The sequence below is a fragment of the Sandaracinobacter neustonicus genome (genome assembly GCF_006385875.1).
In the GTDB taxonomy this organism is placed as follows: Bacteria; Pseudomonadota; Alphaproteobacteria; order Sphingomonadales; family Sphingomonadaceae; genus Sandaracinobacteroides; species Sandaracinobacteroides neustonicus.
Map to the genome: position 1 here is coordinate 40650 of NZ_VFSU01000018.1, position 20838 is coordinate 61487.

The following is a 20838-nucleotide window of genomic DNA, read 5'->3' on the forward strand; positions in this document are numbered from 1 at the left end:
AACCCGCTCAGGCTGAGCTTGTCGAAGCCCGGGACGAGAACGCGCAATGGCTAAGCCCGGACTTATTCCACACGGGGCTTCGACAAGCTCAGCCTGAGCGGGAGAGAATGACGGGACGCGAGCCAAAAGCCGCCGCAGGCTATAATCGATGCCCCCCGTACCTCCAACCGTCACCCCGGACTTGATCCGGGGCGACGTGTGGAGAGATGGGTGGGGCACTCCCCCAAAGCGCCGCAGGCAGTAAGCCCCCGACCTCGCGCCAAGCGGATGGCGCCCACCCCAACCCCTCCCCTAAAGGAGGAGGGGCTAAGAAAAAGTTCGGGGGTGCAGGGGCGTCACGCCCCTGCCGGGGGAGTTTGAGGGGGCAGAGCCTCCTCAACTCTGCCCTCTCCGCAGAACAACTGGACCCCGGATCAGCTCCGGGGTGACGTGTGGTGAGGATGGCGCTCCCCCCCACCCGCACAATGCCCGTTTGCCTGCGAGCGCGCGGGGGATTAGGGGGGCGCGCATGATCGTTACCCGTTTCGCCCCGTCGCCGACGGGCCGGCTGCATGTCGGCAACGTCCGCACCGCCCTTTTGAACTGGCTGCTGGCTCGCAAGGCTGGTGGGAAATTCCTCTTGCGTCTGGATGATACGGACGTCGCGCGCTCGACAGAGGAATATGCCCAGTCCATCCGCGACGATCTCGTTTGGTTGGGGATGTCGGCCGATGCCGAGGAGAAGCAATCGGCGCGGCTGGCGCGTTATGAGGAGGTGTTGGGGCAGCTGGCTGCCGCCGGCCATGTCTATCGCGCTTATGAAACGCCGGACGAGCTGGATCTGAAGCGCAAGGTGCTGCTGGGGCGCGGGCTGCCGCCCGTGTATGACCGCGCCGCGCTGGCGTTGACGGAGGCGGACCATGCCCGGTTCGAGGCAGAGGGCCGCAAGCCGCACTGGCGCTTCAGGCTGGACCCGGCTTTGCCGCATGAATGGACCGACCTGATCCGCGGGCCGTCGAAGATCGACCCGGCCTCTTTGTCCGACCCGGTGATCCGCCGCGCGGACGGCAGCTGGCTGTATATGCTGCCCTCTGTGATCGACGATGTGGACATGGGCGTGACCGATGTGGTGCGCGGCGAGGACCATGTGACCAACACCGGCATCCAGTTGCAGATGTTTGCCGCCATGGGGGCTGCGTTCCCGCACTTTGGCCATGCCGCGCTGCTGACGGGCGCGGACGGGGCGTTGTCGAAGCGGCTTGGCTCGATCGGCGTTTCGGAATTCCGCGATCGCGGGATCGAGCCGATCGCGGTGAAGGCGCTGCTGGCGCGGCTGGGCACCTCTTTGTCGGTGGAGCCGGTGACGTCTGACGCGCCGCTGCTGGACGCGTTCGACATCGGCCATCTGGGCCGCGCCACCGCCCGCTTCGATGAAGCCGAACTGGAGCGGCTGAACGCCAGCATCCTGCACCAGACGCCTTATGCAGCGGTGGCGGATCGCGTGTCGCTGTCGGAAACGGGCTGGAACGCGGTGCGCGGCAATATCCACAGCATCGCCGAAGCCAATCAATGGGCCGCCGTGATCGACGGCCCGCTGCCCGCCCCGGCGCTGGAGGCGGAAGACAAGACCTTTGTGAACGAAGCCGCGACCATGCTGGCTGCCCTGCCGTTCGACGATGGCGTGTGGGGGGCGCTGACGGAGGCGCTGAAGGCCACCACCGGCCGCAAGGGCAAGGCGCTGTTCATGCCGCTGCGCCTGGCGCTGACGGGCCAGCCGCACGGCCCCGACATGGCCGCGATGCTGCCGCTGATTGGACGGGACGAAGCGTTGAAGCGGCTCGGGGCTTAGCCCCAGCCCAGCCGATAATGCCGGGGGAAGGGCGTGCCCTCCCCGTCTGGCTTGGCGAATTGTTTCAGGCCCGGTTTCGCCAGCAGCGGGGTGAGCATGGCGGGCAGGATCGCCTTGTTGATGCGGTCCCCCCAGCAGAGGTGCAGGCCTTCGCCCCAGAGCGCATAGACGTTCCATGGGCGGCCCGCGATGAAGCGGTTGGGGGTGGGCACGGCTGCTTCGTCGAACATGGCGGACAGGTTGGCGGGCAGCACCATCGTGCCCGCCGCCACTTCGGTGTCGCCGATATGCGTGGCCTGCGCGGCGCGGCGATAAAGGATGGGGTTCACCGGCGAGAAGCGCAGGGCTTCCCACAGATAATCGGCCACGCCCGCTTCATCCCCCGCAGCCGCCAGCGCCTGCGCCTTTGCCAGTTCGGCCGGGCGGCGCAGCAATTCCTCCACCGCGAGGCAGCTGGCCTTCGACAGCGTGGGGATCGCGCCGATGACAATGCCGATGATGTTGGCGCGGATGCCGTCCGCATCGAAGGCGGCGGTGCCCGCTTTGCCCGAGGCCACTGCCCGGCCCAGCAGCGTATCCGGGCCTGCGGTGGGGGCGCTGGCGTCTATCGCGGCGTTCACCCGGTCTTTCGCGGCCATGGCGGCTGCCATCACCTTCGGGTCGGCCTGAAGATCGGCGAACAGGAAGTGGAACATCACCGTCGCGTCTGCGATCAGCTGGTCCGTCTCCATCTGCACACCGAAATATTGCTGCACCATCAGCGCTGGAATCCGGGCGGAGAGCATCGGCGGCAGGTCCACCTCTGCCCCCGCCAGCGCGGCGGCTGCTTCGCTGCGCGCCATCGCCATCACCGGCTTCAGATCATCCGCCTTCACGATGGAGCGCATCGCATCGGTGTCGCGCCGGTAAGCGGTGCCGTCCTGCATCCCGAGGAAGAAATCGCGCCCGCCCGTCAGCAGGCGCATACGCGGGCCATAGACGACTTCGAATTCCGCCTGCCGCTCGATCACGGCGTGGAAATCGGCGGCGTGGGTCAGCAGCAGCGTGCCGTTGCCGTCATAGGATTTGATGAGGTCTTGCTTCAGGTGCAGCCGGGGCTTGGCGAAGCGCAGCACCGCCATGGCGTCGCGCTGCCCGGCGGGACTGGCGAGCACGGCGGCGATGCGGGATTTCAGCCCGCCTTGCGCGGCGATCACCCCGCCGCCGATGCCCGCGACGCCGTCGATGGCGGCCTGGAAGCGCGAAAACCAGCTCATGTCGGGTCCGAATCCTTTCCTTGCGCGCCCCGTCAAGTCGGGTCGACGCCCCTTTCTGCGCGCCCCGTCAAGTCGGGTCGACGACACCAGTGCCGATCATCCTGAGCGCCGTCATCGAAGGGGCGAAGAAATACTCCCCGCCGCGCGTGCTGACGAACTGCGGGATGCCCGAGGCGATGAAGGGCGGCTTGCTGTCGTCCGGGGCGGCGATCACGAAGCGCGCGCCGGGCGGGTGGGTGCCGACGATGGGGCAGCTATCGTTCCCGGCGTTGAAATCGAGGCCGTAGTTCATCCACTGCTGCTGCACGAATTCGAACTGGCGGAACAGGCTGGCGCAATGCGCGAGCAGCACGATTCCATGTTCGGAATCCGCCCGCCCCGCCTCGCCATAGGGCAGGCCGCGGCGCAGGATGCGGCGGCGGTTGTTCAGTGCGGAGCCCATTCGCCTGTCTGCGCCCTGATCCCACAACGGGTCCAGCATGTCCCGCGTGTTGGCGCGGCGGATGTGCGAGGTGACGGGGCATTTCGCGCCGTCCAGATCGTCCAGAAAGCCGAAATGGGTGATGGCTGCCAGCCATTCCTTGCTGCCGGGTGCAAGGCGTTGGTTGAACGCCGCATGGGCTGCGGGCGTAGGGGCCAGCAGCAGCGGCACGCCATCGGGCCAGCGCCCGGCCATCTTCGCCTTCAACAGGGCGATGGCCGTGGGCAGGTCTGCGATCTCCCATGTGGCGGCCAGATCCTTCGCGCGCGCGGCGACCCAATCGTCCCACGCGTCCAGATGCTGGTGCAGCTTGCGATAGGCGAAGAAGCTGCCGTTGCGGCTGAAATCCAGCGGCATCGCCCCGCCCGCGACCTCTTGCGCCTCGTCTGTCCAGCCCAGGATGAATTCGCCCGGCGCCAGCGGCCGCCAATTGCCCTTTCCGTCCACCGCGCCCTGCCCCACGCAGCGCAGCTTTTCCTCGCCGCCGGGATATTGGCCTTCGAACACCGGGTCTCCGATGGCGTCGACGAAGCCGAAATGTTCGGTGGGTTGCGGCTGCGGCTTGCCGTCTGCGCCCAGCGCATAGATGGCGGAGAGGTCCTGCCAACGCGGATCGTCGCCCTTATGGCCTTGCAGCAGGGTGACGCCATTGGCGGCGGCGGCCTTCAGAACGAAGTCCGTCATGTCCGCCAGCGCAGGCAGCGGGTTGCCGTCTGCATCGGCCCGGGCGTTCAGCATGATCAGGATGTGCGGCTTGGGCAGGCCGGGTTTCCACACGTCGTCCCAATGGTCTGCGCCATTGTCCTGCACATCATCGCCCAAAATCGGCGCGCGCACGCCCATGCCGTCGATGAACTCGTCCGGCAGGCCGCGCAGGGTGCGGGTGGGCACATCCAGCGCGAACAGGCCCCAGAAGGTGAAGGCGATGTTCAGCGTGCAATCCGGGCGGCTGACGGGGCTGCTGCCGGTGGAAATGCCCTTGCTGCTGGGCCAGCGCCGGGCGGTGGTGATCTTCGGGCGCAGCGCCTCTACGAAGGCGCGGCCGCCCTTGGGGGTTTCCACATGGAACAGGATGTAACGCGCCTTGGGGAACCCCAGCTTGCCATAGGCGGAGAGGATTCCGCCCTGCAGGTCGCCCAGTTCCAGCTCGACGGGAAGCGGAGCACTCACAGCGTCATGGCCTTTCCTTGCGCGTCCACCTGTTTGTCTGTCACCAGTTCAGGGCGTTCCAGCTGCACCCCGTCAGAGCGGATCACGCCGGGGGCCTGTGTGGGGCTTTCGACATCTGCGGGGCGGACGCCCGCCAGCCACTGGCCGAAGCTGTTGTGCAGCGCATCCGCCTCCATCCCCTGCACGGCTTCGGCGAAGAAGGCGAAGCGCTGTTGCACGTGCAGCGCCTTCAGCACGCTGGGCAGATCGCTGTCTGGCGCAGGCGGGAACGGAGCCTTGCCCTTCGTCCACAGCATCCGCAGCACGAGCCCGATGCCGAGCACAAGGCCGATCAGCGCGACGGGCAGCGCCCACCAGCCCCAGCCGAGCAGCAGCGCGAGAGCCGCCAGCACCACCGCCGGGGCCAGCGCGCGCGCCAGCAGGCCGTTCAGCGACGGCCCCTTCAGCGGCGGGCGTTCGGGCCAGTAATCGTTGAAGCTCATGGTGGTTTCCACCTGACAGCGCGCGACATAATCGGCGAACTGGCTGGCGGAGTTCACATCTTCAAAGCCGTGGCAGTGGGTGAAGATGGCGCGCATTTCCGCTTCCGTGCGGGTCCATAGCGCTTCGGCCCAGCTGCGCAGGCCTTGGTCCGGCTCGTTGGGGCGAAGGTCGAAATCGGCGGAGAGCACCAGCCATGGCCGGGACAGCGTGTCGAACGGCTGATGCACCAGTTGATCGCGTTTCTTGATGATGTTCCACAGCGGATCAATCGAATCGCGGCCGTTGAACATCGGCTGATCGATCACGAACAGCCGCAGGAAATGCGTGCGGCGGCAGCGGGCGAACGGGCTGATCAGCCCGGTGTCGATGGAGACCGGGCTTTGCATCGCGGTGGGCAGATTTGCCAGTTCCTCGCGCAGCAGATTGCCGTGCGTCGTCACCACGCCGCCGTCCGTCACCGGCTCGCCGGTTTTCACCGGGGCAAGCAGGGTGAGGAAATAATGGCCGCCGTCTATGTTGGGCATTATTTGTCTCCCGTTTTCGCGCCGCCGCGCGGGGCCCAGCGCGCCAGCACGAGGGGCTGGCGATTCAGATCGGCGCGGGCGGTGTCGTTGGAGGCGACGGGGGCGAAGCCGGGCGAGCCGAGATCGTTCTGGATTGTGCGCAATTCCTTCGCCCATGCGGCCTTGAACGCATCCGGCCCGGCGGCATGCGCCTGTTCCAGCCGCAGCACCGCGCGCCTGACCCTCAGCGCCGCCTTGATGTCGCGTTGCGCCGCGCCCGGGGTGGCGTTGTAATAATGATCGGTGTCGATCTGGTTGGCGCGGATATAGGCCTTGAACGGGCTGACCGGAATCGACTTCGGATATTTGGTGGCGGCATACCAGAAAAGGTCCAGCCCCGACGGCAGGCCATCGGCGAAGGCATCGATATACTGATCCCAGGTGCCGTTGAAGTTGGAAATGAAGATCGTGTAATCGTTCAGCAATTCCTCTTTCGGCTGGCCGAGATCGGGCCATTCATCCTGCTTCACGATCACCCATCGGGCGAAATGGATGATGGACAGCCCCAGCAGGCCCATCAGCCGTTCCGGCAGCGCGCGCGCCGCGTAGAACAGGAAATGGTTCACCCGGCTGCCCAGCCCCGGGCGCATGGGTGTGACCACGTTCATCGCATAGGCCTTGCCGGCGACGTTCGACACGTTGCTATCCCCCCGATCTGACCCCGGCCGGTTTATTGACGGATATTAACAGTGTTGCAAGTCGGGCCGGACCTTTCCCGGCCTTTACATTTGCCGCGCCCTACCGGACGCGTGCCGGATGGCGATGCTGATCTGGCCGAGTCTGGGCGCCCTGCTGGGGCTGATCGCCGGGTCTTTTCTGGCGACCTTGGTGCTGCGCTGGCCGCGCGGCGAGCCGCTGTCGGGGCGGTCCCGCTGCGATCATTGCGGCGCGGTGGTGAACTGGTTCGATCTGGTTCCGCTTTTCGGATTCCTCTGGCTGCGCGGGCGCTGCCGGGCCTGTGGCGGCGCAATCGACCGCACGCATCCGGCGTTCGAGGCGGCCGCCGCGCTGATCGGGGCGCTGGCGTTCGTGGCGGTGCCGGGGCCGCAGGGGCTGTGGGGGGCGTTGCTGGGCTGGGGGCTGCTGGCGCTGCTGGCGCTGGACCTTGAGCATTACTGGCTGCCCGACAGGCTGACGCTGCCGCTGCTGGCGCTGGGGCTGGCGGGCGGTGTGGGCAGTTTCCCGGATCGGCTGCTGGGAGCGGCCATTGGCGGTGGGGCGCTGTGGGCGCTGGCGCTGGGCTATCGCGCCATTCGTGGGCGAGAAGGGCTGGGGATGGGCGATGTGAAGCTGATGGCGGCGCTGGGCGCATGGTTAAGCTTCATTTGGATCGGGCCGTTGCTGTTGCTGGCCTCTGTGGCGGGGCTGTTGTTCGCGGGCGTTTCCCGCTGGCGCGGAGAGAGCAGCGCGGATGGGCCGTTGCGGGTGCCGTTCGGGGCCTGTCTGGCTCTGGCCGGGTTTCCGATCTGGCTGGCCGCGACGGCGGCTGTTTAGTTTGCCGCGACGGCGGCTGTCTGAGTGGCGGCAAATGCAGTCGTTTGAATCGGTTAGGAATCGGATAAGCGGAGCAGAGGGTGGGGGACAAGCGCTTGAAACGAATCGGTAACAGCCTTACGCCATGGGCTTCGGCATCCCGAAAATCGAGCCTTGAGGCCAGTTTGACTCTGTTTCCGTGCAACCATTCCGGCCTGTTGGGCGTATCTCTCCGGGCGGGTTCCGGCGTAACCGATTCCGGGTTTTCGGCGTGACGGCATCGCGATTCAATCCGGGCCATTTGCTTCTGGGCCTGCTGCTGCTGGTTGTGCTGGCGCTGGGCTGGCGCGCGGTGGCGCTGGCCACGAAACCCTTCCCCTCGGCGCCGCCGTTTCAGGCCCCATGGCTGGCAGACCGGGCGCTGCTGGCGCGATTCGATCCCTTCTTCCCCGCCCGCGCAGACAGCGGGGAGGGCCTGCCGGTAACCGCCCTGCCCTTCACCCTGCACGGCGTGCGCGCCGATTCGGCGACGGGCCGGGGCAGCGCGATCATCGCGGGCGGAGACGGGATGCAGAAGGTCTATGCCGTGGGCGAAACCCTTGCCGACGGCGTGTCGCTGGCGGCTATCGCTGCGGATCATGTGGTGCTGGAACGTGGCGGCACGCGCGAGGCCCTGTGGCTGGATTCGGGCGGCGGGGAAGCGGTGCAGCGCTTCGATCCCGGCCCGCCCCCGCCGCCGCCCGGTATGTCGCGGCAGCAGGCTGGGGCAGGCAATGGAAGCGGTGAAGGGCTGACCCCGGAAAACGCGCCGCCTTCGGTGATGCCCGGAGACGAGGATGAGCAACCCGCCCCCGCGCGCGCCGTTCGGCAGCAGGCGCAACAGGCGGACGAGCCGCAGCCATGAGGCGCGGCATCCCTCTGTGGCGGCATGCCGTGGCCGCAATCGCGCTGATGGCGGCGATGCCCTCGCCCGCGCAGACGACGGTGAACCTGCGCGAAGCCGATATCCGCGCCTTCATCGACGATGTGGCGCGGGTGACGGGCGCGACCTTCGTGATCGACCCGCGCGTGCAGGGCAAGGTTTCGGTGGTGTCCGAAAAGCCGTTGGGGCGCAGCCAGTATTTCGAGCTGTTTCTGGCGACGCTGAGGGCCAATGGCTATGTCGCGGTGCCGTCCGGCACGGGGCAATATCGCGTCCAGCCGGCCGAGGCCGGGGCCGGTGTGGGCGGCGCGCGCTTTTCCACGGCGGTGATCCAGCTGACCAATATCGACGCACAGCAGGCGGTCGATTCGCTGCGCCCGGTGCTCAGCCGCAATGGCTCAGCTTCGGCCAACCGCGCGGGCAATGCCGTGATCGTCACGGACTTCGCCGACAATATCAGCCGCGCGCGGCAGGTGCTGCGCGACGTGGACCGCGACCGCTCCACCACGCAGGTGGTGCAGTTGCGCAACGCCGGGGCGCGCGATCTCGCCACGTCGTTGCAGCAATTGGTGCGGCAGCCGGGCGGCACCGATGGCGCCACGGCGACGGCGGTGTCCGTGGTGCCGGTGGATGCCTCCAACGCGATCGCCATCCGGGGCGAGCAGACGCAGGTGGCGCGGGTGGCGAAGATCGCCCGCGATCTGGATCAGAAGGCGGCGGGCGGGTCGGAATCGCGGGTGATCTTCCTGCAGCATGCCGATGCCAGCGCGGTGATGCCGGTGCTGCAACAGCTGATGGGGCAGACGCCGACGCCGGTGCAGAGCAGCACGGGGATTCAGGGGCTGGCGGGCACGCCGTTCGGCAACCGCCAGCAGCAGGCGCAGCAACAGGCCGCCGCCGCGCCGGTTGCCGCCACGGCCGCCAATGTGGGGGTGGCCGCCGGGAACAGCCGCCGCCGCGCTATCATCACCCGTTATGAAGGCGCGAACGCGCTGATCATCGCGGCCCCGCCGGAAATCCAGCGCGAGTTGGGTGAGGTGATCCGCCAGCTGGATACCCGCCGCGCGCAGGTGCAGGTGGAAGCGATCATCGTGGAGATTTCCGACACGGCGGCGCGGCAGCTGGGCGTGCAGTTCATGCTGGCCGGGAAAGACGGCACCGTGCCGCTGATCTCCTCCAACTTCTCCAACGCGGCCCCCAATCTGCTGGCGATTGCGGGCGCGGTGGCGGCGGAAAAGGGCGTGATCACCGGCGACGCGGCGGACCAGTTCAAGGAGGCCGCCGTCACCTCTTTGCTGGGCACCACGGGCCTCACTTCCGGCATCGCCAGTCTTGCGGGCAACACGATTTTCGGCTTCGTCATCAACGCCGTGAAAAGCGACGTGAATTCCAACGTGCTCTCCACCCCTTCGATCCTGACGCTGGACAATCAGCCCGCGCGGATTCTGGTGGGGCAGGAAATCCCGGTGACCACCGGCGAAGCGCTGGGCAACAATCTGGACAACAGCTTCCGCACGGTGTCGCGGCAGGATGTGGGCATCCAGCTGGCGGTGAAGCCGCAGATCAACGCGGGCGGCACGGTGACGCTGACGATCAACCAGATCGTCTCCTCCATCGCCGCGACGGTGGCGGACACGGATTTCATCCTGAACAAGCGCGAGCTGGAAACCGCCGTGACGGTGGGCGACGGGCAGATCTTGGCGCTGGGCGGCCTGCTGGACGACAATGAACGGAAATCGCTGCAGAAAATTCCCCTGTTGGGGGATATTCCGGGGCTGGGCGTGTTCTTCCGTTCCACCGGCAAAAGCCGGGTGAAAACCAATCTGATGATCTTCATCCGCCCCACCATCATCCGCTCGCAGGCGGATGGCGACGCGGTGACGGCGAACCGCTGGGACAGCATCCGCGAATCGCAGGAGGCGATGCTGGGCTTCAGTTCGCTCGATGCGATGGCGTGGGATTATCTACGGGTGGCGCCGCCCTACAAGCCCGCGCCGTTCCCGCCGCCCGCAGCGACAGCACAGCCGGCCCCCGCGCCCGTTCAGAAGAAGCGCTGAGCATGGCGGAAACGCCCCCCACGGCAGGCGGGCCGAGGATGGGGCCTCTGCTGCTGCTGCCCTATGCCTTTGCCCGCGCGCAGGGCGTGCTGATCGCGCCCGGCAGCGGGCGGCTGGCGGTGCGGCGCGGGGCGAAGCCCGCCGCCCTGCTGGAAGCGCGGCGGGTGGCGGGGCAGCCGATCCAGATCGACACGCTCAGCGACGAGGCGTTCGACCGGCTGCTGTCTGAAACCTATGCAACCGACGGGCTTTCGGCGGCGGCCGATGCGGCGGCTTCGTCCAACCTCGCCACGCTGGCGCGCGACACCGCCGACTTGCTGGACAATGACGACGCCGCGCCGGTGATCCGGCTGATCAACGCGCTGGTGGCGCAGGCGGTGCAGCAGGGTGCCTCCGATATTCACCTTGAACCCCAAGAAGATGGCATGGCTGTTCGGCTGCGGCGAGACGGGGTGATGGAGGAAGTGCTGCGCCTCCCCGCGCAGGTGGCGCCGATGCTCGTCAGCCGGGTGAAGGTGATGGCGCGGCTGGATATCGCGGAGAAACGCCTGCCGCAGGACGGGCGGATTTCGCTGACGCTGGGCGCGCGCGCGCTGGACGTGCGGGTTTCCACCCTGCCCGCGCGCGGCGGTGAGCGGGTGGTGATGCGGATTCTCGACCAGTCCTCGGTGGGGCTGGAGCTGACTGACCTTGGGCTGGACCCGACGACGCTGGGCGCGCTGACCGAGGCGCTGGGCGCGCCGAACGGAATCGTGCTGGTGACGGGGCCGACGGGGGCTGGGAAAACCACCACGCTGTACGCCGCGCTGAAGCTGCTGAACGACGGCAAGCGCAACATCCTGACCGTGGAAGACCCGGTGGAATATGCCGTGCCCGGCGTGGGGCAGACGCAGGTGGACACCCGCGTGGGCCTGACCTTCGCGCAGGGGTTGCGCGCCATCCTGCGGCAAGACCCGGACGTGGTGATGGTGGGGGAAATCCGCGACCGCGAGACGGCGGAGATCGCCGTGCAGGCGGCGCTGACGGGGCACCTCGTGCTGTCCACCGTGCACGCCAATTCAGCGGCCGGGGCCATCACCCGGCTGCGCGATTTCGGGGTGGAGACCTTCCTGATCGCCGCCACGCTGCGCGCGGTGGTGGCGCAGCGGCTCGCCCGGCAGGTGTGCCCGGTGTGCGTGGGCGAGGAGCCGCTCGCGGCACCGCTGGCCGGGCGGCTGGGGCTTCCGGCGGGCATTCCGGTGGCGAAGGCGAACGGCTGCCCCAGCTGCCGCCAGACCGGCTATCTGAAGCGGCGCGGGCTGTTCGAGCTGATCACGGCGGATGGGCCGGTGCGCAATCTGATCAACGAAGGCGCGGGCGAAGGGCGGCTGGAAGCGGCGGGCCTGCACCGCAGCCTGAAGGAATCCGCGCGCGAGGCCGTGCGGGCGCGTCGCACCACCCCCACCGAAGTGCTGCCGCTATTTCAGGGCGAACCCGCGCGGGACCTGAGCCATGCGGGCGTGGCGGGCGGGATCGACCCGGCGGCGATCCGGTCTGACAGGCCGTGAACGCGCCGCTGAAGGCCGCGAAGGGCGCTGAGCAGCTGCCCTTCTGGAAGCGGCCAATCCAGATCGGCGGCCAGAAAGCCGATCCCACCGCACCGAAGCTGGGGGCGCAGGCGCGGGCGACATTGATCCGGCAGATGGCGACGCTCGCCGCCGTGATGCCCATTTCCGACGCGGTCGCCACGCTGGCGCGCCAGCCGGGGAAAGAGAATGAGCGGCTGGTGCTGCAACGCACGAACCGGGCGTTGCAGGCGGGCAGTTCGCTGGCCGCCGCCCTGCCCGCCTCCGCCTTCCCGCCGGAAGTGAAATCCACCGTGGCGGCGGGCGAGGCATCCGGCCGGTTGCCGCTGCTGCTGAACCGGCTGGCGGATACGCTGGAAGCGCAGGTGGCGCTGCGCTCGCGGCTGATCGCCTCGCTCGCCTATCCGGCGCTGCTGATGCTGGTGGCGCTGGGGGTGATCGTGGCCATGCTGCTGTTCGTGGTGCCGGCCATCGCCGAGCAGCTGACGGGATCGGGCCAGCCGCTGCCGCTGCTGACGCGCATCATCCTTGCCATTTCCGGCTTCGTGCAGCGATGGTGGTGGCTGATGCTGGCGATCCCGCTGCTGGCGGCGGCGGCGCTCTGGCAGTGGCGCAAGCAGCCGGACAACCGGCTGAAGATGGACCGCTGGCTGCTGGGCCTGCCCGGCGTGGGCGGCTGGCTGTCCGCGCTGGAGGCGGTGCGCTGGTCGCGCCTGCTCGCCACCATGCTGGGGGCGGGGCTGCCGCTGGCGGAGGCGTTGCAGATCACCGCGCCGACGCTGGGCAACAGCGCATGGCGCGAGGCGACGACGAAGATGGTGGCGCAGGTGCGGGCGGGCACCTCCCTTTCCGCCACGCTGCCGCTGTTGCCGAACCCGCCGGGGCTGCTGGTGTCTCTGGTGCAATCGGGCGAAAGTTCCGGGCGGCTGGCCCCGCTGCTCGATTCGGCGGCGACCAGCCTCGACCGGCAATTGTCCGACCGCAGCCGGACGCTTCTGGCGCTGGCGGAACCGGCCATCATCGTGATACTGGGCGGCATGGTGGGTGTGATCATCCTTGCCGTGCTGCTGCCCATCCTTGAACTCAACACCCTAGCCGGTGCACCGCTTGGAGCCCATTGACATGTCTGCCCCCGCCATCCGCCGCCGCCCGCAATCGGAGCAGGGCTTCACGCTTGTGGAACTGCTGGTCGTGCTGGCGATCATCGGCCTGCTGACGACCGTGGTGGTGATCAACGTGCTGCCGATGCAGGGCCGGGCGCAGGTGCAGAAGGCGCAGGCCGATATCGCGCTGATCGAGCAGGGGCTGGAGTTCTGGCGCATTGATGCGGGCCGCTATCCCACGCCCGAGGAAGGGTTGGCGGTGCTGGCCGCGCCCGGGCCGATGGGGGCGAAGCTGAAGAATCTGCCGAACGATCCGTGGGGCAAGCCCTATGGCTATGCCGTGCCGGGGGCGAACGGGCAGCCCTATGTCGTCTATTCGCTGGGCGCCGATGGCGCGGAAGGCGGCGACGGTGAGAATGCGGACCTGCGCTCTGACACGAAATAGGCGTTTCACGCGTGTGAAGTCGGCGGAGGCCGGATTCACACTCGTTGAAATGCTGGTCGCCATGCTGATCCTCAGCCTTGTCGGGCTGACGCTGGCGCGGTTTCAGAGTTTCCAGATGCGCAGCACCGCCTCTCTGGCGGTGGGCGCAGCCGGGCGGCTGGCGGCGGACAATCTGGCGATCGACCTGCTGGTGGCCCCGGCCGCGCCCGCCGCCGCCACAACCGGCGTGACGGAAGTGGCCGGGCGGCCATGGTATTGGCAGGTGACGCCGCAACCCGCGCCGGACCCGGTGCTGATGCCGGACCTTGTGCGGCTGGATGTGGCCGTCAGCGCGACGGAGGGGGGAGAACCCATCGCCACCCGCAGCCTGCTGCGCCCGCGCGGCACCCCGCCCGTGGTGAGCCAGCGATGAGGCGCAGTGCTCGCCCGAACGGCTTCACGCTGGTGGAGATGCTGGTGTCGCTGCTGATCTTCAGCATCATCGCCAGTATCGCGACGGCAATGACGGTGGGGGCGACGCGCAGCTTCGCCGCCTCCAGCACGGCGCTGGCCGCCCTTTCCGATCTGGACCGCACCCGCTCCGTGCTGGCCGCCGATCTGGGGCAGGCGGCTGAGCGGCCCAGCCTTGCCGCAGACGGCAGCCCGATGCCCGCCTTCACCCTGACACCCGATGGTTTTGTATTGGTGCGATACCGCGCGGGCGATGTGCTGCCGGGGATTGAGAAGGTGGCGTGGGGGGTGGTGGACGGGCAACTGCTGCGCCAGCCCTTCCCTGCCATCGACGGCGCGCCGCCCGGCGAGCCGCTGGCGATGCTGGAGGGCATATCCGCCGTGCGCATCCGCGTGGCAGACCGCAACGGCTGGCGCGACGACTGGGCTCCGCGCCAACCCGAGGAATTGCCGCGCGCGGTGGAGATGACGCTGATCCGCGCGGGCGGTGTGCCGGTCACGCTGAAATTTCTGGTGGCGGCATGAAGGCCCCCGCATCCGAACGCGGTGCGGCGTTGCTGGCTGTGCTGGCGATGGTGGTGTTGCTGGCGGGCTTCGCGACCATGGGGCTATCCCGGTTGAAGGCCGCCGGGGACCGGATCAGCGAGGCGCAGACGCAGGCGGAGGCGCAGTTGCTGGCGGGCGCGGGCGGCACGGCGGCGGTTTCGGTGATCGGCCAGTTGAAGGCGCGGGCGCGCACGAACCCCGAACTGCTGACGGAGCCGCTGAAGCTGGAGCTGCAGGGCGGCACGGTGGAGGCGCGTTTTGCCGATGGCGGCAATTGTTTCAACCTGAACAGCCTCGCTCGCCCGCCCGCGCGCACCAGCACCGGCGAGGTGCCCGCCGCCTCCCGCCCGCAGGATTTCGCCCGGCTGCTGGTGGCGACGGGCATCCCGACCTTGGAGGCCAACACGATCGCGCAGGCCACCGCCGCGCGGCTGGCGCAGACTGGGCAGTTGTGGGCTGACGCCAGCGAATGGGCCGCCATCCCCGGCGTGACGGCGAAGCATTGGGCGCTGGCCGGGCCGCTGCTGTGTGCGCTGCCCAGCCGCGAAAACAGCGCGGTGAATATCAACAGCCTGACCGCCGCGCAGGCCCCGCTGCTGACGGGGATGGGGCTGGGCGCGGACGAAGCGCGCCGCGCCATCGCCGCCCGCCCTGCCGCCGGATGGGGCTCTGCCTCTGACTTCATGAATTCGTCTGGCAGCAACCTTGATCAGAATGGCGAAGCGGCGGAGCGAATGGGCACTTCCACCCGCTGGATGCGGCTGAGCATCGTGGCGGAGACGCCGCGGGCGCGGGTGGCGCGCGAGCTGTTGATCGACACCCTTGAACAACCGGCGGCAGTGGTATCTTCCCGCTGGCGTGCCGTAGAAGCTCCGGTAGAAGGAGCATTATGACCCTGTTGCTGGAAACCGAGGACGGCGTGCGCCAGTTGAGCGCGGAAGCAGCCGACGCCGATGCGGACGGCCCGCTGATCGCCGTGCTTCCGGGCGACGACATCGCGTTGCACCGCCTGCAACTGGCCGAGGGCGACGCCCGCGCCCGGCACGAGGAAGCGGTGATGCGCATCACCGATCTGGCCGCGCAGCCGGTGGAGGATCTGCACATCGCCATCGGCCCGGCGGATGATGCGGGCCACAGCTGGGTCGCGCTGATCGACCGGCAGCGCATGGCGGACCATCTCGCGCATCTGAAGGCCGCAGGGGCCGAACCGGCGCATATCGTGCCCGCCGCCCTGCTGCTGGCCGAGCCGGAGTCCGGCCCCAGCATGGCCCGCTTTGGCGACCGCGTGTTGCTGCGCACCGACGAACTGGCCGGGCTGGTGGAACCGGCGCTTGCCTCTGCGCTCAGCGGGCGCAGCCTGCTGGGGCGGTTCGTGCAACTCTCTGAATTCGCGCCCGCCGCCGTGCCGGAGACACTGCCGCTGGACCTGATGCAAGGCGATTTCGGGCCGAAGCAGCGCTGGTGGAAAAGCCGCCGCTTCCTGCTGTGGGCGGGCGTGCTCTCTCTGCTGGCGCTGCTGCTGGCGATTGCGCCTGTGCTGATCGACCGGGGCCGTGCGGCGGCTGCGGTTGCGGCCTATGATCAGGCGGTGATCGAACTGGCCGCGCAGACGCTGGGGCAGCGCCCCGCCAGCGCCGAAGCCGGGGCCGAAGCGCTGGCCGCAGCCCGCCGGGCAGCCGAAGGCGGCGCGCTGGGCGCGCGGCTGAGCTTCGCCGCGCGCACCCTTGAATCCATCCCCGGCGCGCGCTTCGACAGTGTGAAGCTGCTGCCCGATGGCGCGCTAAGAATCGCGCTGGGCGGCCCGGCCGACGCCATCAACATCACCGCCACACGCATGGCGGGCGGGCCGTTCCACAGCGAGGCAGCCGGCACCATCGTGACGATGGGAGACCGGGTGGCGGGCCGTCCCAGCAACGACACGGCCCTGTCCCACGCCATGCTGCGGCTGGTCGCCGCCCGGCAGGACGCCGCGCTGGCGGCATCCGCCAAGGCGCGCGGCCCGGCGATGAAACCCGCCGACGTGAGCGCGGCGCTGGTGACGGCGGGGCTGGCCGATCCGGCTGCTGCCGCCAGCGGACGCATCGCTATCCCGGCCGCCCGATCCACCACGCTGCTGCCGCTGATCGCCGATCTTGAGCTGAAAGGCGCGCGCTTCTCCGCCGCCGAAATCACCCGCAACGCCGACCAGACACTGTCGGCCACGCTGGAGGTGAAGCCATGATGCTGGTGCTGGCCGCCGCCGCCGCATCGCTGATGGGGCTGACGGAACTGCCGCCACAAGCGGCAGCGCCGGGCCGCTGCCGCACCTTCCTGTGGACGAAAACCGAAACCCCCTTCCGCATCGCCATGCTGGACGAAAGCAGCCAGACGCTCCGCATGCGGCGCGGCAAGCAGATGTTCGACATCGCCCAGTTCGCGCCGGGCGAATATGGCGGCCATGGCTATCGCGTGGCGCTGCACGTGGAATATGCCAGCAGTGGCCAGATCCGGAACGGGCAACTGATCACCTCCGGCTCGATGCGGATCGAACAGGTGGATGCCAAGGGCGCACCCGCCGGGGAGTCTGTTTCAGTGCCGGTTGGGGGGATGCGCGCCTGCGGCTGAGGGCTGCGGGCGGGGCCTGCCGGTTGCAGCGCCGGATCACGCCTGTCGGCTCGGTCCCTGATGTTGGCGCATGGCGTGCCACCGCACTGGCCAACGCCCCGAATCGGGCCTAGCGTCTCAACCCATGTCATTTGATCCGGCAGCGGCGACGGCCGCCTACATCGACTCGCTTGGCCCTGAGGCGCTGGCGAAGGCTGAAGCCTATACTGTGGGCGGGCATTGGATCCTGTTGTGGGGCGTGCTGGTCGGCGCGCTGGTCACATGGCTGATCGTGCGATCCGGCCTGCCGGACAGACTGCAACTGCGGCTGCGCGGAAAGCCTGTGAGGGCAGCCTTCCTTGTCAGCGCGCTGGTGCTGGCGCTCAGCAGCCTGCTGACGCTGCCGTGGACGCTTTACACCGATTATTTCCGCATGAAGGCCTATGGCCGCACCAGCCAGCCGCTGGGGGATTGGCTGGGGCAGATGGCGCTTTCCACCGCCATCTCTATCGTGCTCGGGGCGCTGTTTTTTCTTGGCCTCTACACGCTGATCCGCAAGGCCGGGAAAAGCTGGTGGGTCTGGTCAGGCGGCCTCGTGGCGGCGGTGATTGCCCTGATGCTGCTGGCAGGCCCGGTGCTGATCGAGCCGCTGTTCAACGAGTATAAGCCGCTGCCCGCGGGCGAGGTTCGCACCGCGCTGGAGGTTCAGGCCGCGAAGGCGGGCATCCCGGCGGACCGCATTTTCGTCTATGATGGCTCGCGCCAATCGAACAATTTCACCGCCAATGTGTCGGGCGTGTTCGGCTCGGCGCGGATCGCCATTTCCGATGTCGCGCTGCACGGGGCCAATCTGAATGAAGTGAAGGCGGTGACGGGCCATGAAATCGGCCATTACGTCAGCGGCCATATTTGGCGCGGCGTGGCGCTGTTCAGTGCGCTGGCGATGCTGTTCTTCTTTCTGGCAGATCGGCTGTTCCCACGCCTTGCCCGGCTGTTCGGCAGCAAGGCCAGCATCGGCGATCCGGCGGGCCTGCCGATCCTGCTGTTCTTCGCCAGCCTTGCCGGGCTGCTGGCCCAGCCGATCAGCAGCAGCTTTTCGCGCTGGAGCGAGGCCGATGCGGACCGTTACAGCCTGGAAACGGTGAACCTGCCGGATGCGCTGTCTTCCGCGCTGGTGAAAACGGCGGAGTATCGTTACCCCCGGCCTGGCCGTCTGGAGGAAATCCTGTTCTATGATCACCCTTCGGTGGAACGGCGTGTGCGCACGGCGATGGAGTGGAAAGCGGCGCATCCGTCGACCCCGGATACAGCGCGCGACGAAGGCGGCAGTTGATTTCCGCCCCCATCCGCGCCTAGGGCTTCACCCATGCGAAAGGCCCGAATCTATCAGCGCGGCGCGCCCGCCACCCAATCCGGCAAGGCCCGGGCAGACAGCTGGATTCTGGAACCGGAACCTGTCGAGAAAAAGCGCCCCGATCCGCTGATGGGCTGGGTGGGCAGCGGTGACACCGAAACCCAGCTGCGGCTGGTGTTCCCCTCGCTGGAAACGGCGCTGGCCTATGCCGCGCGCGAAGGCTTCGAGCCGGAGGTGGAACAGGCCCCGGCGAAACGGCTGATCCTGCAAAGCTACGCGGATAATTTCCGCTGAAGTCTCAGCGCAGCAGCGCGAAAACTGACAGCAAGGCGGAGGTGGCGATGGCGTTCAGCGCCATGCCAAGGCTGGCGAACGCCCCGGCCGTTGCATCCACCTGAAACGCCCGCGCCGCGCCGACGCCATGCGCCGACACGCCCACTGCAAAGCCGCGCGCGCGGTAATCGGCGATGCCCATCCGGTTGAGCAGCGGGGTCGCCGTCATCGCGCCGACGATCCCCGCGAACAGCACGATCACAGCCGCCAGCGCGGGGATTCCGCCCAACTGCTCCGCCATGGCCATGGCGACAGGCGTGGTGGTGGCGCGCGGAGCCATGGAGGCGAGGATTTCGCGCGGCGCGCCGAACAGTATCAATATGCCGACCGCGCTGGTGATCGCCGTGACTGCGCCCGCCGTCAGCGCCAGCGCAACCGGCACGGCCATGCGCCGGATCAGTCCGCGCAGCCGCCAGATCGGCACCGCAAGCCCCACCACGGCGGGGCCGAGCAGGAAGGTCAACATCGCCGTCGCCTCATGATAAACGGGGTAAGGTGTGCCGCTGAGCAGCAGCAGGCCGATCAGCACAGGGGTCGCCAGCAGCACGGGGTGGCACAGGGGATGGCGGTTGCTGCGCCGGGAAATCCGGTCTGCCAGTTCGAACAACAGCAGGGTGGCCGCAAGCCACAGGATCGGCGTGGCGAGCAGCTCCGTCATTGCGGCATGTCCGCGCCGCTGCGCTTCAGCGCCCAGCGAAACACCAGCACCGTCACCATCATCGTCAGGATGGTGGAAACCACGGTCGCCAGCACCAGCGCCAGCCCGTGGCGGGAGAGGATCTGCCCTTCTTCCATCACCCCTACGGCGGCGGGCACGAACAGGATCGCCAGATGCGCCGTCAGCCAGCCCGTCACGGCCTCCAGCCCCGGCCGTTCCCGCCGAACCAGCGCCAGCCAGCCCAGCAGCAGCAGCAAGCCGATCACCGGCCCCGGCAGCGGCAGGCCGGTCAGCCGGTGCAGGGCTTCGCCAAGCAACTGGCAGACGAACAGCAATGCGATGGCATCGATCATGACGGGCAGCCCCAGCGGTTCCGGGCCAAGGCGGCCGACGGTTGCGAACCCCGGAAGCCATAGACGCCGCCGCCACTTATTCAAATCCGGCTTTGAGCAACGGAGGCGCAGCGGGCTTTCCGAACCGCCCCGCAATCCGCTAGGGAGATGCGCGCAGCGCCTGTAGCTCAGCTGGATAGAGCATCCGCCTTCTAAGCGGAATGTCGCAGGTTCGAGTCCTGCCGGGCGCGCCATTTTCGAACACAAGAGAGAACCATGGACGTGGTTTTGGCCACGCCTGTTGCGGCACTTCCGGCCAGTGCGGCTTTGGAGCCGCCGACGCAGACCTCGTTGAGCAGCAGCCTGATATAGGCCTGACGCAGATCAGACGGGCCGTGGCGCAGCTTGTGGCGCGCAGGGGCAGCTCCAGCTTCTGGCGCATCGAAGCGTCCTCGGCATCCATCAGCCCTTTCCCGACCAGTTCCAGCAGTCGCCTCGGCTTCCTTATAGCCGTGCTGCAGCTCTTTCAATTACCCACAAGTGGTCGCGAGCGTGATTCCGTTGGCCGCATGAGCATTGCCCGTCTGGAATCAAGCATGATTCATTCCCTGGCACCTGAATCGGTTGGCGGGGTGCAACGTGGAGACGTCCGTTTTCGATGCGGCAGGATGGGCTGACGGGGAAGTCGATCCCGCCGCCTTTCGTGATAAGCGACTGGGCGAACGGCTTCGAACGATGCTTAAGCAGATGGCAGGAGCGATTGGCGCACCGATACCGATGGCGTGTCAAGACTGGGCCAATACAAAGGCGGCCTACCGTTTTTTGTCTAATGGCTCGGTGAACGAGGGAGACATACTTGCCGGGCATTTTCAGGCGACACGGACACGCGCGGCGGCGCTTGAGGGGTTCATCCTGGTTTTACAGGACACCACCGAATTCTCCTATCAAAGGCGCAATCCTGAAACGATTGGCGCCATCGGGCTTGCGCCGAGCCGGCGTGATGAGAATGGTCGGCTTCGGCTTCATACGGTCTGCGGCCTGCTCATGCACTCCAGCCTTGCGATCACGACTGAGGGATTGCCACTGGGTCTGACAGCGGCGAAATTCTGGACCCGCACCAAGTTCAAGGGCGCCAACGCGTTGAAGCGGCGGATCAATCCCACGCGCGTGCCGATCGAGGAGAAGGAGAGCTACCGCTGGCTCGAGAATATGCGTCAATCGACCACCCTGCTAGGC

The 20838-nt window shown here is 67.9% G+C and carries 21 protein-coding genes and 1 tRNA gene; 16 read left to right on the forward strand and 6 right to left on the reverse strand.

Going from position 1 to position 20838, the window contains the following annotated elements:
* Positions 1 to 508 precede the first annotated feature (508 nt).
* Entirely contained in the window at positions 509 to 1828 is a 1320-nt protein-coding gene (locus tag FJQ54_RS06100; protein WP_140927531.1) for a glutamate--tRNA ligase, read from the forward strand.
* Here the strand turns inward: FJQ54_RS06100 and FJQ54_RS06105 are convergent.
* The 4 genes from FJQ54_RS06105 to FJQ54_RS06120 form a co-directional block, all read right to left on the reverse strand.
* Entirely contained in the window at positions 1825 to 3084 is a 1260-nt protein-coding gene (locus FJQ54_RS06105) for a cytochrome P450 (RefSeq protein ID WP_140927532.1), read from the reverse strand. The two genes, FJQ54_RS06100 and FJQ54_RS06105, sit on opposite strands and share 4 nt — an antisense overlap.
* Before the next feature lie 67 nt (positions 3085 to 3151).
* Positions 3152 to 4735: a Dyp-type peroxidase gene (locus FJQ54_RS06110; RefSeq protein ID WP_140927533.1), complete on the reverse strand. Its 1584-nt coding sequence runs from the start codon at positions 4733 to 4735 to the stop codon at positions 3152 to 3154.
* Positions 4732 to 5742: a hypothetical protein gene (locus FJQ54_RS06115; RefSeq protein WP_140927534.1), complete on the reverse strand. Its 1011-nt coding sequence runs from the start codon at positions 5740 to 5742 to the stop codon at positions 4732 to 4734. Before FJQ54_RS06115 ends, FJQ54_RS06110 begins: the two co-directional genes overlap by 4 nt.
* Positions 5742 to 6419, reverse strand: coding sequence for a hypothetical protein (locus FJQ54_RS06120; RefSeq protein ID WP_140927535.1), 678 nt, complete (start codon positions 6417 to 6419; stop codon positions 5742 to 5744). Before FJQ54_RS06120 ends, FJQ54_RS06115 begins: the two co-directional genes overlap by 1 nt.
* 118 nt (positions 6420 to 6537) lie before the next feature.
* On the opposite strand from FJQ54_RS06120, the gene FJQ54_RS06125 reads away from it, so the two are divergent.
* The 13 genes from FJQ54_RS06125 (at position 6538) to FJQ54_RS06185 (ending at position 18573) form a co-directional block, all read left to right on the forward strand.
* The gene (locus tag FJQ54_RS06125; protein ID WP_181160005.1) at positions 6538 to 7275 is read left to right on the forward strand and encodes a prepilin peptidase; all 738 of its coding nucleotides are present in this window, start codon (positions 6538 to 6540) and stop codon (positions 7273 to 7275) included.
* 250 nt (positions 7276 to 7525) lie between these two features.
* Positions 7526 to 8158 carry a type II secretion system protein N gene (locus tag FJQ54_RS06130; RefSeq protein WP_235890339.1) on the forward strand — a complete coding sequence of 211 codons (633 nt, stop codon included), beginning with the start codon at positions 7526 to 7528 and terminating at the stop codon, positions 8156 to 8158.
* Complete coding sequence (gene gspD, locus FJQ54_RS06135; protein ID WP_140927536.1) at positions 8155 to 10233, forward strand: type II secretion system secretin GspD; 2079 nt, start codon at positions 8155 to 8157, stop codon at positions 10231 to 10233. Before FJQ54_RS06130 ends, gspD begins: the two co-directional genes overlap by 4 nt.
* Positions 10234 to 10235: 2 nt before the next feature.
* A complete protein-coding gene (locus FJQ54_RS06140) occupies positions 10236 to 11780 on the forward strand; it encodes a GspE/PulE family protein (RefSeq protein WP_207790374.1) in 1545 nt (514 codons plus the stop codon).
* The gene (locus FJQ54_RS06145; RefSeq protein ID WP_140927537.1) at positions 11777 to 12919 is read left to right on the forward strand and encodes a type II secretion system F family protein; all 1143 of its coding nucleotides are present in this window, start codon (positions 11777 to 11779) and stop codon (positions 12917 to 12919) included. Before FJQ54_RS06140 ends, FJQ54_RS06145 begins: the two co-directional genes overlap by 4 nt.
* Position 12920: 1 nt before the next feature.
* Entirely contained in the window at positions 12921 to 13346 is a 426-nt protein-coding gene (gene gspG, locus FJQ54_RS06150; RefSeq protein ID WP_140927538.1) for a type II secretion system major pseudopilin GspG, read from the forward strand.
* The gene (gene gspI / locus FJQ54_RS06155; RefSeq protein ID WP_268920562.1) at positions 13318 to 13758 is read left to right on the forward strand and encodes a type II secretion system minor pseudopilin GspI; all 441 of its coding nucleotides are present in this window, start codon (positions 13318 to 13320) and stop codon (positions 13756 to 13758) included. Before gspG ends, gspI begins: the two co-directional genes overlap by 29 nt.
* On the forward strand, positions 13755 to 14321 hold the full coding sequence (locus tag FJQ54_RS06160) for a GspJ family type II secretion system protein (RefSeq protein ID WP_181160007.1): 567 nt from the start codon (positions 13755 to 13757) through the stop codon (positions 14319 to 14321). The genes gspI and FJQ54_RS06160 overlap by 4 nt, the downstream gene beginning before the upstream one ends.
* Positions 14318 to 15235 (forward strand): type II secretion system minor pseudopilin GspK, encoded by a 918-nt coding sequence (gene gspK / locus FJQ54_RS06165; RefSeq protein ID WP_140927541.1) that lies wholly within the window; start codon positions 14318 to 14320, stop codon positions 15233 to 15235. The genes FJQ54_RS06160 and gspK overlap by 4 nt, the downstream gene beginning before the upstream one ends.
* On the forward strand, positions 15232 to 16563 hold the full coding sequence (gene gspL, locus FJQ54_RS06170) for a type II secretion system protein GspL (RefSeq protein WP_140927542.1): 1332 nt from the start codon (positions 15232 to 15234) through the stop codon (positions 16561 to 16563). Before gspK ends, gspL begins: the two co-directional genes overlap by 4 nt.
* The gene (locus FJQ54_RS06175; protein ID WP_140927543.1) at positions 16560 to 16946 is read left to right on the forward strand and encodes a hypothetical protein; all 387 of its coding nucleotides are present in this window, start codon (positions 16560 to 16562) and stop codon (positions 16944 to 16946) included. The genes gspL and FJQ54_RS06175 overlap by 4 nt, the downstream gene beginning before the upstream one ends.
* A 124-nt stretch (positions 16947 to 17070) precedes the next feature.
* Positions 17071 to 18258, forward strand: coding sequence for a M48 family metallopeptidase (locus FJQ54_RS06180; RefSeq protein WP_140927544.1), 1188 nt, complete (start codon positions 17071 to 17073; stop codon positions 18256 to 18258).
* Positions 18259 to 18291: 33 nt separating this feature from the next.
* Positions 18292 to 18573 (forward strand): NADH dehydrogenase ubiquinone Fe-S protein 4, encoded by a 282-nt coding sequence (locus FJQ54_RS06185; protein ID WP_140927545.1) that lies wholly within the window; start codon positions 18292 to 18294, stop codon positions 18571 to 18573.
* Positions 18574 to 18577: 4 nt separating this feature from the next.
* Here the strand turns inward: FJQ54_RS06185 and FJQ54_RS06190 are convergent, their stop codons facing one another.
* Together FJQ54_RS06190 and FJQ54_RS06195 are read right to left on the reverse strand one after the other, a co-directional pair.
* Positions 18578 to 19270 carry an LrgB family protein gene (locus FJQ54_RS06190; protein ID WP_140927546.1) on the reverse strand — a complete coding sequence of 231 codons (693 nt, stop codon included), beginning with the start codon at positions 19268 to 19270 and terminating at the stop codon, positions 18578 to 18580.
* Positions 19267 to 19623: a CidA/LrgA family protein gene (locus FJQ54_RS06195; RefSeq protein ID WP_207790375.1), complete on the reverse strand. Its 357-nt coding sequence runs from the start codon at positions 19621 to 19623 to the stop codon at positions 19267 to 19269. The genes FJQ54_RS06190 and FJQ54_RS06195 overlap by 4 nt, the downstream gene beginning before the upstream one ends.
* A gap of 156 nt (positions 19624 to 19779) precedes the next feature.
* Between FJQ54_RS06195 and FJQ54_RS06200 the strand changes: the two genes are divergently transcribed.
* Positions 19780 to 19856: transfer RNA gene (locus tag FJQ54_RS06200), tRNA-Arg, on the forward strand.
* A gap of 385 nt (positions 19857 to 20241) precedes the next feature.
* Positions 20242 to 20838, forward strand: a 597-nt coding sequence (locus tag FJQ54_RS06205; protein WP_181160008.1) for an IS4/Tn5 family transposase DNA-binding protein, incomplete at its 3' end; no start/stop codon positions are given.